The following is a 12,360-nucleotide window of genomic DNA, read 5'->3' on the forward strand; positions in this document are numbered from 1 at the left end:
ACGACGCCGGGGTGCCGACGACCCTGCGCGACACCCGAGGCAAGGAGATCGACGGCGCCTGCGGGCAGCTTGTCGCGACCGCCGAGGACGAGGCCGCCGCAGCGGGCGCGCCTGTCGCCTGACGCGCTCGTCGCCGCGCGCGAGGCGGCCGCGTCTCGGGCGGCATGACCGTGCCGGGGCACCGCTCAGGCGGGTGGGTCGACCGATGGCGCCGTCTGCTCGACGCGGGCGAGGATGCGCTGCGCGAGCCGCATGAACTCCCGGGTCGCGGGGGAGATCGCCCCCGACCGGCGCGTCACGAACGCGTAGTGCTCGACCACGGGCGGGTCGAGTGGCGCCCAGAACATCCCGCGCCGAGCGATCATCGATCGGCCGACGTGGAACGACACCAGCGAGTCGCCGACGCCCTGGGCGGCGAGCTCGAGCGCGTGCGTCTGGAACTCGACCTCGACGATCGGCTCGACCGTCACGCCAGCGCTCTGCGCCCGCTCGAGCAGAGAGACGCGCAGCGGATCGTCGTTCGACCACCGTGCTTCAGAGAGGATGAGGCGGCGCTGGGCGAGCGTCGTGATGTCGATCGGCCCGCGGGCGTTGTCGGGGTCGACGGTGACGTACACGGCCTGGTCGACGAAGACGCTCGGGGTGACGGTCAGCTCGCGGTCGTCGATCGGCAGCTGCACGAGCCCCGCTTCGAGGTGGCCGTCGCGAACGGCGTCGGCGACCTCGGCGGAATTGAGACCGGTCACCCGGATGCGCACGCCGGGGAACCGGGTGCGGAACTCCCTGATGAGGTCGGTCAGCAGATAGAGATGTGCGCTGTTGAAGGTGCCGAAGGACACGGTGCCCTGGTCGACCGATTTCACCCGGCGGCTCATGTCGGCGACCTCGGTCACGTTCGCGACCGCGCGTTCGGCGAGAGGCAGCAGTTGTTTGCCGGCGTCGGTGAGCAGCAGGCGACGTGAGGTTCGGGTGAAGAGTGCCAGGTCAAGCGACTTTTCGAGCACGGTGATCTGCTCAGACAGGCTCGGCTGTGCGACGTGATGCGCGGCGGCCGCGGCCGCGAACGTGCCGAGGCGCGCGGCGGTCACGAAGTACTCCAGCTGGCGCACGGTGGGCAGTCCCATGGGATCTCCTTCTCAAGGCTCTGCCTATATCTATCAAAAGATAGTCAGGCTTGCCCTGTCTTTCGTCTGCTGGTGCACTGTCTTCACACCCCCGACGAAAGGTCCCCCGCCGATGTCCGCCTCGCCCCGCACCATCCTCATCACCGGCTCCTCGAGCGGGATGGGGCTGACCACCGTGGAGGCGTTCCTCGCCGACGGATGGCACGTGCTCGCTGTCGACATCACCGCGCCTGCAACCGGACCCGCCGATGCGCTCGTGCCACTCGTCGCCGATGTGCGCGACCGCGACGCCCTCGAGGCGGCGCTCGCCGCAGCCCTCGCCCCCGGCTCCCGCATCGACGCGATCGCGAACATCGCCGGCATCTACCCGCCCACGACCCTCGACACCTACGATGAGGCGACCTACCGTCGCATCTTCGACATCAACGTGCTCGGTGTGCTCAACGTGATCGCCGCCGCTCGGCCCTACCTCGGTGACGGCTCGGCGATCGTGAACTTCGCCTCGGTCGATGCCTACGAGGTCTCCCGCGGCCAGCTGCTGTACGGGGCCTCGAAGGCGGCCGTCACGATGCTCACCAAGTCGCTCGCCCTCGAGCTCGCCGGCGCCGGCATTCGGGTCAACGGCATCGCCCCCGGCTGGGTGGCCACCCCCGGCAACGCCGCAACCGGACGAATGGATGCCGCGGCCGCGTCGATCCCGCTGGGTCGCGTCGCCCGCCCGGAGGAGATCTCCGCGTGGGTGCGCATCCTCGTCGACCCGGCATCGGTCGCGTTCATGACCGGCGAGACCGTGGTGCTCTCGGGTGGAGACGTGATCCGATGAGCTCCGCCGGGACGGTCGTGATCACCGGCGCCGCGCGCGGCCAGGGCGCCGCCCACGCGGCCCGCCTTGCGCGGCGCGGGGTGCGGGTCATCCTCGCCGACGTGCTCGATGAGGCCGGCGAGGCGGCCGCCGCCGAGCTGCGCGCCGACGGCCTCGACGCCGAGTACCGCCATCTGGATGTCACCAGCGAGACGTCCTGGCAGCAGCTCGCAGACGAGCTGGGGGCCGCGGCATCCGTCGTCGGTCTCGTCAACAACGCGGGCGTGCTGCGGTACGCGGCGCTCGCCGACGTCACCGTCGCCGACTGGGATCTGCAGCAGCGGGTCAACGTGCTCGGCCCCCTGCTCGGCACGCGCGCGTTCGCGCCGCTGCTGCGCGAGTCCCGCGGCGCGATCGTCAACGTGTCGTCGACGGCCGCGCTCGTCGGCTCGGCGGGCTACGCCGCCTACGCGACCACGAAGGCCGCGCTCATCGGACTCACTCGGGCCACCGCGATCGAGCTCGCCCCCGAGGTGCGCGTCAACGTCATCTGCCCCGGCGGCGTCGCCACCGCGATGAACGACGACGAACCTGCCGGCGGCACGAGCGACGCGACCCCGCTCGGCCGTCGCGCGCGCCCGGAGGAGATCTCCCCCCTCGTGGACTACCTGCTCTCGGACGACGCCTCGTTCGTGACCGGTGCGGTCTACGCCATCGACGGCGGACTCACCGCCCACTGACCCCCTGGAAGCCCCACCACCCCCACCCCGCATCACCCGACCCCGAAGGAACAGCACGTCATGAACCGCCCCCAGCCCTCCGCCCGTGTCCTGCGCACGGCCGCCGCGGTCGTCGCCGCGGCCATCCTGCTCACCGGATGCGCCACCACCGCCTCGTCGAACACCCCCTCGGCGAACTGCACGCCCAAGGACGCCGGTCTCACCACCTTCACTCCCGGCACCCTGACCGTCGGCGTACCGGAGAACCCGCCGTACACGAAGCTCGACGGCACGACCGCGTCGGGTGAGGAGATCCAGATCATCGAGAAGCTGGCCGCCGCCGAGTGCCTCTCGGTCGCCTATGTGCCGATCACCTACGCCAACGGCATCGCGATGATCACGAGCCAGAAGCGCACCGACATCATCACCGGCGGCTGGTACGTCACCGCCGCCCGCGCGGCGCAGGTCGGCTTCACCACCCCGACGTACTACGACCAGATGGCGATCATCTCGAAGTCCGGCATCGACACGGTGTCGGGCCTGGAGACCATCGGCGCGGTCGGCACCGGCACGGGCTTCTCGTGGCAGGACGACGTCACCAAGATCCTCGGCGACAACCTGAAGCTCTACCCCGGCACGGCGGAGATGAAGCAGGACCTCGAAGCCGGCCGCATCCAGGCGGCGCTCGACGGCTACGCGGTCGCCGCGGCGGCCTACAAGGGCAGCGGCTTCGAGGTGAAGCCCGCGCAGGCGGACTCGCGCGTCGCCATCACGACCAACATGCCGATCATCGCCTTCCCGATCGACAAGGACAACACCGCGTTGTCCAACGCCTTCAGCGCCCTGATCGACCAGTACCGCACCGACGGCACGCTCGCCTCGATCGTCGAGGCCGATGGCCTGTCCGCCTCGCTGGTGGTGCCGGCCGACAAGGCCGCGACCGCCCTGCGTTGACATCGAGTGGGGCGCCGGCGACCCCGGCGCCCCACTCCCGAGCGAGAAGCCGACATGAACCAGAACCTCATCACCGAATCGAACGAGATCGCTCACGCGGGGGTCGTGATCGAGCATCTGTCGAAGAGCTTCGGCTCGAACCGCGTCCTCGACGACATCTCCATCATCGTCAAGCCCGGCAGCGTGACCGCCCTCATCGGCCCGTCGGGCTCGGGCAAGAGCACGCTGCTGCGCTGCATCAACCTGCTCGAGACCCCGGATGCCGGCACCGTCACCGTCGGCTCCCAGGTCGTGACCGCGGGACGCCGGATCCCCGAGCGGGAGCTTCTCGCGCTGCGCCGCCAGGTCGGCATGGTGTTCCAGTCCTTCAACCTGTTCCCGCACTTCTCCGTGCTGCGCAACGTCGCCTTCCCGCAGGAGCGCATCCTCGGGCGCAGCCGGGCCGAGGCCGAAGAGCGGGCGCTGACCCTGCTCGAGCGCGTCGGTCTCAAGGACAAGGCGCACCACCACCCCGCACAGTGCTCGGGTGGTCAGCAGCAGCGCATCGCCATCGTGCGCGCGCTCGCGCTCTCCCCCCGGGTGATGCTGTTCGACGAGCCCACCAGCGCCCTCGACCCGGAGGTGGGCGTCGAGGTGCTCGCCGTGATGCGCGAGCTCGCCGACGCGGGCATGACGATGATCGTCGTCACCCACGAGATGCAGTTCGCCCGCGAGGTCTCCGACCACCTCGTCGTGATGGCCGACGGCCACATCGTCGAGGAGGGCGACCCGGCCGGCATCATGGCCGACCCGCAGGAGGAGCGCACCCGCCGGTTCCTCAACGCGGTGCTGGAGCGTTGACGTGGAGGTGATCGGAATCGTCCTGCTGGGGCTGCCGATGACGCTTCTCGTCACCGCGGCATCTTTCGCCTTCGGGGCGATCGGCGGCATCCCGCTGATGCTCGGGCTGCGCTCGCGTCACCGCGTCGTGCGGCTCGCTGTGCGCCTGGTGGTCGACGTGATCCGCGGCGTGCCGACGATCGTCTGGCTGTTCCTGCTGTACTTCGGGTTCGCGATCGGGGTGTTCCGCTTCAGCTCGCTGGGCGCCGCGATCGTCGGGCTCGGCGTCATCTCGAGCGCGTACCTGGCCGAGATGTACCGCGGCGGGTTCGCGACCCTTCCGAAGGGGCAGCTCGAAGCGGCGCAGGCGCTCGGGCTCGGCCGGCGCACGACGTTCGTACGGGTGCTCGCACCGCAGGCCCTGCGCACCGCGCTGCCGTCGGCGGCGACATACCTGATGGCCCTCATCAAGGATTCGTCGATCGCGTCGACGGTCGGCGTGATCGAGATGGTCGCCGCGGCGACCGCCTACTCACGCCAGAACCCCGGCACGGCGGGTCTCACGCCGTTCCTCGCGGCCGCGGCGGTCTACGTCGTGATCAGCGTCCCGCTCGCCATCGCGACCCGGCGCCTCGACGCCCGCCTGTCGAGGAGTCACGCATGAACCTCGCCGACTACCTCCCCCAGCTCGGCCAGGGCCTGCTCGTCAGCCTCCAGCTCACCGTGATCTCGGTGGTCGCGGGGTATGCGATAGGCCTCGCGTTCGCGCTCGGCGTCGCCTCGCGCAATCCCTGGCTGCGCTGGCCGGCTCTCGTGCTCGTCGAGGTGGGCCGCAGCATTCCCGCCCTCGTCGTGCTGTACATCGTCTACTACGGCCTGCCGTCGGTGGGCATCCTGCTCGACTCGTTCCCGGCCGCGGCCGCCGGTCTCACCTTCACCGTCGCGGCGTACTCGTCGGAGATGTTCCGTGCGGGAATCCGCTCGGTGCCCAAGGGGCAGACCGAGGCCGCCCTCGCTCTCGGGCTCTCGCGCCGGTCGGTGTTCGGCCGAGTGGTGCTGCCGCAGGGGCTGCGCTCGGCGATCCCGCCGCTCATGGGGCTCGCCATCCAGTCGTTCCAGGGAACCTCGCTCGCCTACTCGATCTCGGTCAACGAGTTGATGAGCCAGGCGTATCAGATCAGCGCGGTGACGTTCCAATACCTGCAGGTCTACGCGATCACGGGTCTGATCTACGTGATCATCGCGGTGCCGTCGACGTGGGCGTCTGTCTACGTCGAGCACCGCCTCGCCCGTGGACAGGCCTGAGGAGAGAGATGACCCACCTCACCTGGCTCGAGGCCACGCACGGCGACGAGCGGTACCGGCCCCTGTGGGAGTTCCTCGACCGACAGGTGCGTGCCCTCGTCGCGGGTCGCGCCGAGGTCGCCCTGACCCATGTCGGCGTCGATGCGGGCGGCATCCGCACACCCGCCAACCGCATGATGTCGGATGCCGCGATCCTCGCGACCGCGCTCGAGATCGATGCCCGCACGCAGACCGACGCGGTCGTGATCGGATGCTGGGGTGCGCCGACCGAGATCGTGCGCTCCGGCGTCGCCCGGCCCGTGTCGAGCCTGCCCGACGGCAGCGTTCGCGCGGTCGGCTCCCTCGCCCGTCGGGCCGTGCTCATCACCGTGTCACCGACGCTGGTGCCGATCTTCGCCGACGACCTGGTGCGCCTCGGTGCCACGGGATTCCTGCCGGAGCGGCCCGTGCGTGCCTACGACCCCGAGTCGACGCTCGATGACGTCGTGGCCGCGATCGACGATCCGCGGGCGTTGATCGCGAGATTCGACGCGGTGGCGAAAGCGGCGGTTGCCGACGGCGCCGACGCGATCGTCGTCGGCTGCGGCTACCTCGCCCCGCTGTTCACCTGGCACGGCTACACGCACGTGTCGGGCCACCCCGACGTGCCCGTGCTCGACTGCAACCGCCTCGCCGTGGAGCACGTGTTCGCACTCCTCGCGCTGGAGGCGGCCGGCATCTCGCCGACCGGTCGCGGCTACCCGCGCGCGCGCGGCGCCCGGGCCGCGGCGCTCGCCGCGACCGGCGGCCGCCTGCGGGGCCCCGAGACATCCCCCGACCTCTCCACCCTCACGATCGAAGGAACACACGCATGACCCGCTACTGCGTCATCGGTGCCGGTGCCGCCGGCATGTCCGCCCTCCGCCAGCTGCGCGACGCCGGGTACGACGTCGACTGCTTCGAGAAGACCGACCGCGTCGGCGGGCACTGGAACACCGATTACGACGCCCTGCACCTGATCACGTCCCGTGACATGACCGGCTTCGAGGGCTTCCCGATGCCGAGTGACTACCCGCACTTCCCGCGGCGCACGCAGATCCGCGACTACCTCAACGCCTACGCCGACGAGGCCGAGCTGCGGGACGGCGTCACGTTCAGCGTCGAGGTCGAATCGGTCGTGCCGGTCGCGACCGACGGCCCGGTCGGGTCCGCCGGCTGGACCGTGACGCTCACGGGCGGCGAGAAGCGCGACTATGACGGGGTCGTGGTCGCGAACGGTCACCTCTGGGACCCGAAGGTGCCCGCGATCGCCGCACGCTTCACCGGCACGCAGCTGCACTCGGGTCGCTACCACAACACCGACGACATCGTCGGCGACCGCGTGCTCGTCGTCGGTGCGGGCAACTCGGGCTGCGACCTCGCAGTGGACGCCGCGCAGCACCGCATCGACGCCGACATCGTCGTGCGCGAGGGCATGTACTTCCAGCCGAAGAGCTATTTCGGGGTGCCGCGGCAGGAGGTGACGTGGATGGCGCAGTTCTCCGCCGACGAGCAGGACCTCATCGCACGCCTGCTCGCACGGGTGTCGATCGGCGAGTGGAAGGACTACCCGGGTCTGCCGGAGCCCGCCTACCGCACGCTCGCCGAGGGCCGCACGGTCGTCAACGACCTGCTGCTGTACTGGATCCACCACGGTCGTGTGCGCGTGGTCCCCGGCATCGCGGACATCGAGGGCACGTCGGTGACGTTCACCGACGGCACCTCGCGGGAGTACGAGACGATCCTGTGGGCGACGGGCTTCCACGCCTCCCTGCCGTTCCTCGACGACGCACTCGTGCCCCGCCGGTCCGGCACCCCGCTGCGCTTCGCCGCGGGCATCGTGCCGCAGGGGCTCGAGAAGCTGTATTACGTCGGGCTCTCCGCTCCGCGGGGGCCGCAGCTTCCGGTCTACGGCGTGCAGTCGAAGGTCGTGCTGCGCATCATCGGGCTGCACGAGGCATCCGCCGAAGGCTTCGCGCCCGTCGCCGACTACCTCGGCCGCTTGCAGGAGGCCGACGACCGCATCGACATCGTGCGCGCCGTCTGGAACGACCAGCTCGCCGACACCCATCGTCTGCTCGACGCGCTCGTCGCCGCACGCGAGGAGGCTGCGTCTCCGACGGCATGACCGTGCCGGGGTGCGGGGTCTAGCCTGACCCCGTGCCCCCTGCCGTCTCCGCCGGTCTGCTCGTGCACCGCCGCGGTGCGGCCGGGCTCGAGGTGCTCATCGCGCACATGGGTGGCCCGTTCTGGTCGCGCCGCGACGAGGGGGCGTGGTCGCTTCCGAAGGGCGAGTTCGATCCCGACGCCGAGACGCCGGCGGATGCCGCGGTCCGCGAGTTCCGCGAGGAACTGGGCGTCGACCCGCCCGCGGGCGATCGTGTGCTGCTGGGGGAGTTCCGGTACGGCAGCGGCAAGCGCGTGACGGTGTTCGCCGTCGCCGCGGGGGAGTGGGAGGCATCCGATCTCGTCTTCGGCGAGTTCGAGATGGAGTGGCCGCCGCGCTCGGGGCGCGTCGCGCGCTTCCCCGAGGTCGACCGGATCGCGTGGGCGGCACCGGCCGACGCGGAGCGCCTGCTCGTCGCCGCTCAGCGTCCCGCGCTCGTCGCGCTGCGCGCCCGTCTGGGCGGCGCCTGAGGAACCGCGCTATGCGCCGCCGCGCGCCCGCCATTCGTCGATGAGCGCGGGCATGCGCTCGGCGAGGAAGCGGAAGAACTCCGCGAGATCGCGTGCCCGGGCGACCGCGTCGGCGTCGGTGTCGTCCTGGGCGTCGCCGATCTCGTCGATGGCGGTCGCGAGGCGCGCGTACACGGGCGCGTTGAGGGCGACGGAGCTGTAGAAGCCGTCCTGCACGATCTCGTAGCGATCGCGGCGGTCGCCGGGAACAGAGCGTCGGTGCACGAAACGCAGTGTCACCAGGTAGCGCACCGCCCCCGACACCGCCGCGGGGCTCACTCCGAGGCGGTCGGCGAGCTCGGCCGCCGTGTACCCCGTGGCCGGGGCCGCGACGAGCGCCATCATCACGCGGGCCGGCATCCGTGCCATGCCGGCCGCGGTCATCATGGCCGCGGCTTGCTCGGCGGGCTCAAGGGCGCGATGGGCGGGGAGCGTCATCCGTCACCGGCCAGTTCGCGGCGCCGCATGAGGGCCAGGGATGCCGCACCTCCGATGAGGACCGCGGCCACCAGCCACCACAGCCCTTGCACGTCGGTTCCCGAGCCGGTGACGGTGGGCGCCGCGGCGATCGGCGCAAGGTGCACGATCCAGTCGGGCAGCCGGTAGAGCGGGCCGAAGAGGCCGACGACCGTGGCCAGCCCGACGAGCGTCCAGCCGACGGCGAGCGTCGCCCGGGGCAGCACCGTGAGCACGAGCGCCGTGACCACGATGAACACCAGCGCGGCGACGAACTGCCCGGCGCCGACGACCACCGCGTCACCGAACAGCGACCAGTCGGGCGCGCTCTGTCCGGCCAGGCCCGCCGCCGCCCCGACGATCGCGCCGCCGACGGTCGCCGCCGCGCCGATCGTGGCGATCGCGACGTAGTCGGCCAGCCAGCGCACCCGCCCGACCGGGGTCGCGAGCAGAGCCTCGACCGTGCCGTGCGCCTCCTCCTGGCGAGCGCGCCCGACGATCTGCACGCCGCAGCAGGCAGCGAGCACACCCACGAGCGTGAAGAAGATGACGATCGCGCCGACCGCGAGCGAGCCGCCCTGCGTCAGCGCGGCGAGCAGTTGCTCGACGGACGGCAGCTGGGTCGCCGCCTGGGACAGCACCGACGACAGGCTCGTCGCGAGTAGCCCCGACACGAAGCCCCCGATCGCCCAGCCGAGGATCGCCGGCCACGTGAGCGCCCATACGAGCCCGGTCGAGCTCGACAGTGCCGCGCCGGCCGTCGCGCGCGCCCGCCGTTCGGGCAGCAGGCTCTCGCCAAGGTCGCGCACCGACTGCAGGGCGACGGATGCCGCGGCCAGCCCGGCCGCGACGAGTGCGCAGAGCGCGACCGGCCACAGGTTGTCGTCGGCCCAGGGTCGCGCGTTCTCGATCCACCCGTACGGCGAGAACCAGGCGAGCGGGGCGCTCTGGATGCGCTGGAGGTCGGCGGAGGGTGTGCCGAGCGCGTTGCCGAGCCCCGCCACCAGGTAGGCGACGAGCATCACCCACACGCCGAACGCGTTGGCGCTGCGGCCCGACGCGAAGACCTGCGCGCCGATCAGTCCGACCCCGTAGGCGAAGAACCCGAGCGCTCCGCTGCCGAGACCGGCGACGAGGCTGCCGGTGGCGGGCAGCCCGCACGCGAGGAACGCGACGGCGACGAGCATGGCGAGCAGCGCGTTGGCGATGAGGCCGTGCACGATCGTCGCGACCAGCGGGGCGACGCGCCCGGCGGGGGTCGCGGCCACGAGCTCGGTGCGGCCGGCGTCCTCGTCGGCGCGGGTGTGGCGCACGGCCATGAAGGAGCTCATGAACGCGGCCATCATCGCGAGGAACGGGAGGATCAGGAACCCCGTGAACGCGCCGAGGTCCGCGCCCGACGGCAGCCCGCGGAACAGCATGATGACGGGGTTCGCGGCCGCGGTGGCGAGCAGGTTCACGCGGTCCGTCTCGGTGCCGTACGACCCGTTCACGGCCGAGACCGTGAACGCCGCGAGCACGGCGGTGCCGCCGATCCAGATGACGAACTGCCAGAGGTCGCGCCGCAGCCGCTGGCGCAGCAGGGTGATCATCGCGTCGACCCGGCAGTGAGGTCGTCACCGTAGTGCCGCAGGAAGAGCTCCTCGAGCGAGGGCGGCTCGATGCGCAGGCCCGTCACCCGACGGGTCGCGAGCTCGGGCAGCACGGATGCCACGGCGTCGCTGTCGACGGTGAACCGCACCCGGCCGTCGGCGACGCTCACGTCGTGGGCCTCGGCGATGCCGTCGGCGGTCGTGCCCGCCGCGTCGAACGACACCTCGGTGCGGGTCAGGTGCCGGAGGTCCGCGAGCGTGCCGGCCTCCACGACCTTCCCGGCGCGGATGATGCTCACCCGGTCGCACAGCTGCTCGACCTCGGAGAGGATGTGGCTCGAGAGCAGCACGGTGGCGCCGGCATCCTTCACCCGGGTCACCTCGCGTCGGAACACGACCTCCATGAGCGGGTCGAGGCCGCTCGTCGGCTCGTCGAGGATGTAGAGCTCGGCGGGCACGCTGAAGGCCGCGATGAGCGCCACCTTCTGCCGGTTCCCCTTCGAGTACGCGCGGCCCTTCTTGCGCGGGTCGAACGCGAACACGTGCTCGAGGCGCTCGCGCTCGGTGCGGTAGGCGGCCGAGCGGGTGTCGGCGCCGCGCAGGCGGGCGAGTACGTCGATCGACTCGCCGCCGGAGAGGTTCGGCCACACGTTCACGTCGCCCGGCACATACGCGAGTCGCCGGTGCAGTGCCACCGCGTCGCGCCACGGGTCGCGGCCGAAGACCGCCGCGGTGCCGCCGCTCGCGCGGGCAAGCCCCAGGAGGATGCGGATGGTGGTCGACTTGCCGGCCCCGTTGGGTCCGAGGAAGCCGTGGATATCGCCGGCGCCGACCGCGAGGTCGAGGCCGTCGAGGGCGTTCTGGCGCCCGTAGCGCTTCACGAGTCCGGTGGTGCGGATGACATCGCTCATGGCGCTGAAGCTACGCCGATTTCACAAAACTGTGAAGAGTGCGGACCGTGTCAATCCAGTCGCTCGATGACCGTCGCATTCGCCATGCCCGCGCCTTCGCACATCGTCTGCAGGCCGAACCGGCCGCCCGTCGCCTCCAGCTCGCCGACGAGGGTCGTGAGCAACCGCGTGCCCGAGGAGCCGAGGGCGTGTCCGAGGGCGATCGCGCCGCCCCGAGGGTTGAGCCGCGCGGGGTCGGCGCCGGTCTCGGCGAGCCAGGCGAGCGGCACGGACGCGAACGCCTCGTTGACCTCGAACGCGTCGATGTCGTCGATCGACAGACCCGTGCGCTGCAGCACCTTCGCGGTCGCCGGGATCGGTCCCGTCAGCATCATGATCGGGTCGTCGCCGACGACCGAGAAGCCGACGAAGCGGGCGCGGGGTCGCAGCCCCAGGCGCTGTGCGGCCTCGCGCGACATGATGAGCGCGGCCGAGGCGCCGTCGGTGAGCGGCGACGAGTTGCCCGCGGTCACCCGCCAGCCGATCTGCGGGAACCGCGCCGCGATCGCCTCGTCGACGAACGACGCCGGCAGACCCGCGAGCCCGCCGGCGGTGGTCGCCGCCCGCACGGTCTCGTCGGTGCGGTGCACGACGGGGGAGCCCGCGGCATCCGTCACCGTCACCGGCACGATCTCGTCGTCGAACAGACCGGATGCCGCGGCCGCCGCGGCGCGCGCGTGGGAGAGCGCGGCGACGTCGTCGAGCTGCGCGCGCGAGAGGTTCCACTGCGCCGCGATGAGCTCGGCCGAGATGCCCTGGTGCACGAGGCCGTCGGGGTAGCGCTCCCGCAGGCGCGGTCCGAGCACGTCGCGGCCGATCGCGGAGGTGCCGAGCGGGAGGCGGCTCATCGACTCGACGCCGCAGGAGATCACGATGTCCTGGCTGCCGGAGATGATCGCCTGCGCCGCGAACGTCGCCGCCTGCTGGCTCGACCCGCACTGGCGG

At 71.6% G+C, this 12,360-nt stretch carries 14 protein-coding genes; 9 read left to right on the plus strand and 5 right to left on the minus strand.

The window, feature by feature from the left end:
- Positions 1-185: 185 nt before the first annotated feature.
- Positions 186-1,124 carry a LysR family transcriptional regulator gene (locus ASG00_RS11655; RefSeq protein ID WP_045247452.1) on the minus strand — a complete coding sequence of 313 codons (939 nt, stop codon included), beginning with the start codon at positions 1,122-1,124 and terminating at the stop codon, positions 186-188.
- A gap of 112 nt (positions 1,125-1,236) precedes the next feature.
- Between ASG00_RS11655 and ASG00_RS11660 the strand changes: the two genes are divergently transcribed.
- From ASG00_RS11660 to ASG00_RS11700, 9 genes are read left to right on the plus strand one after another with little or no spacing between them, the layout of a single operon-like run.
- Positions 1,237-1,947, plus strand: a complete 711-nt coding sequence (locus ASG00_RS11660) for an SDR family NAD(P)-dependent oxidoreductase (protein WP_045247451.1) — start codon at positions 1,237-1,239, stop codon at positions 1,945-1,947.
- A complete protein-coding gene (locus ASG00_RS11665) occupies positions 1,944-2,666 on the plus strand; it encodes an SDR family NAD(P)-dependent oxidoreductase (protein WP_056209774.1) in 723 nt (240 codons plus the stop codon). The genes ASG00_RS11660 and ASG00_RS11665 overlap by 4 nt, the downstream gene beginning before the upstream one ends.
- Before the next feature lie 60 nt (positions 2,667-2,726).
- Complete coding sequence (locus tag ASG00_RS11670) at positions 2,727-3,599, plus strand: substrate-binding periplasmic protein (protein ID WP_048809438.1); 873 nt, start codon at positions 2,727-2,729, stop codon at positions 3,597-3,599.
- Positions 3,600-3,653: 54 nt separating this feature from the next.
- Positions 3,654-4,439, plus strand: coding sequence for an amino acid ABC transporter ATP-binding protein (locus ASG00_RS11675; protein ID WP_056209777.1), 786 nt, complete (start codon positions 3,654-3,656; stop codon positions 4,437-4,439).
- Between the two features lies 1 nt (position 4,440).
- Positions 4,441-5,082, plus strand: coding sequence for an amino acid ABC transporter permease (locus ASG00_RS11680; protein WP_048809439.1), 642 nt, complete (start codon positions 4,441-4,443; stop codon positions 5,080-5,082).
- Entirely contained in the window at positions 5,079-5,723 is a 645-nt protein-coding gene (locus ASG00_RS11685; protein WP_056209781.1) for an amino acid ABC transporter permease, read from the plus strand. The genes ASG00_RS11680 and ASG00_RS11685 overlap by 4 nt, the downstream gene beginning before the upstream one ends.
- Before the next feature lie 8 nt (positions 5,724-5,731).
- Positions 5,732-6,577, plus strand: coding sequence for an aspartate/glutamate racemase family protein (locus ASG00_RS11690; RefSeq protein ID WP_056209784.1), 846 nt, complete (start codon positions 5,732-5,734; stop codon positions 6,575-6,577).
- On the plus strand, positions 6,574-7,869 hold the full coding sequence (locus ASG00_RS11695; protein WP_056209787.1) for a flavin-containing monooxygenase: 1,296 nt from the start codon (positions 6,574-6,576) through the stop codon (positions 7,867-7,869). Before ASG00_RS11690 ends, ASG00_RS11695 begins: the two co-directional genes overlap by 4 nt.
- Positions 7,870-7,901: 32 nt before the next feature.
- Entirely contained in the window at positions 7,902-8,378 is a 477-nt protein-coding gene (locus tag ASG00_RS11700) for an NUDIX domain-containing protein (RefSeq protein WP_056209788.1), read from the plus strand.
- 9 nt (positions 8,379-8,387) lie between these two features.
- Here the strand turns inward: ASG00_RS11700 and ASG00_RS11705 are convergent, their stop codons facing one another.
- The 4 genes from ASG00_RS11705 to ASG00_RS11720 all read right to left on the minus strand — a co-directional run.
- Positions 8,388-8,855, minus strand: coding sequence for a GbsR/MarR family transcriptional regulator (locus ASG00_RS11705; protein ID WP_045246089.1), 468 nt, complete (start codon positions 8,853-8,855; stop codon positions 8,388-8,390).
- Positions 8,852-10,465 (minus strand): ABC transporter permease, encoded by a 1,614-nt coding sequence (locus tag ASG00_RS11710; protein WP_056209792.1) that lies wholly within the window; start codon positions 10,463-10,465, stop codon positions 8,852-8,854. The genes ASG00_RS11705 and ASG00_RS11710 overlap by 4 nt, the downstream gene beginning before the upstream one ends.
- Positions 10,462-11,376: an ABC transporter ATP-binding protein gene (locus tag ASG00_RS11715; RefSeq protein WP_056209794.1), complete on the minus strand. Its 915-nt coding sequence runs from the start codon at positions 11,374-11,376 to the stop codon at positions 10,462-10,464. Before ASG00_RS11715 ends, ASG00_RS11710 begins: the two co-directional genes overlap by 4 nt.
- A 50-nt stretch (positions 11,377-11,426) precedes the next feature.
- The coding region (locus ASG00_RS11720) for a thiolase family protein (RefSeq protein WP_235559530.1) at positions 11,427-12,360 on the minus strand (934 nt) is incomplete at its 5' end.

The organism is Microbacterium sp. Leaf351, assembly GCF_001423825.1.
GTDB classification, from domain to species: Bacteria; Actinomycetota; Actinomycetes; order Actinomycetales; family Microbacteriaceae; genus Microbacterium; species Microbacterium ginsengisoli.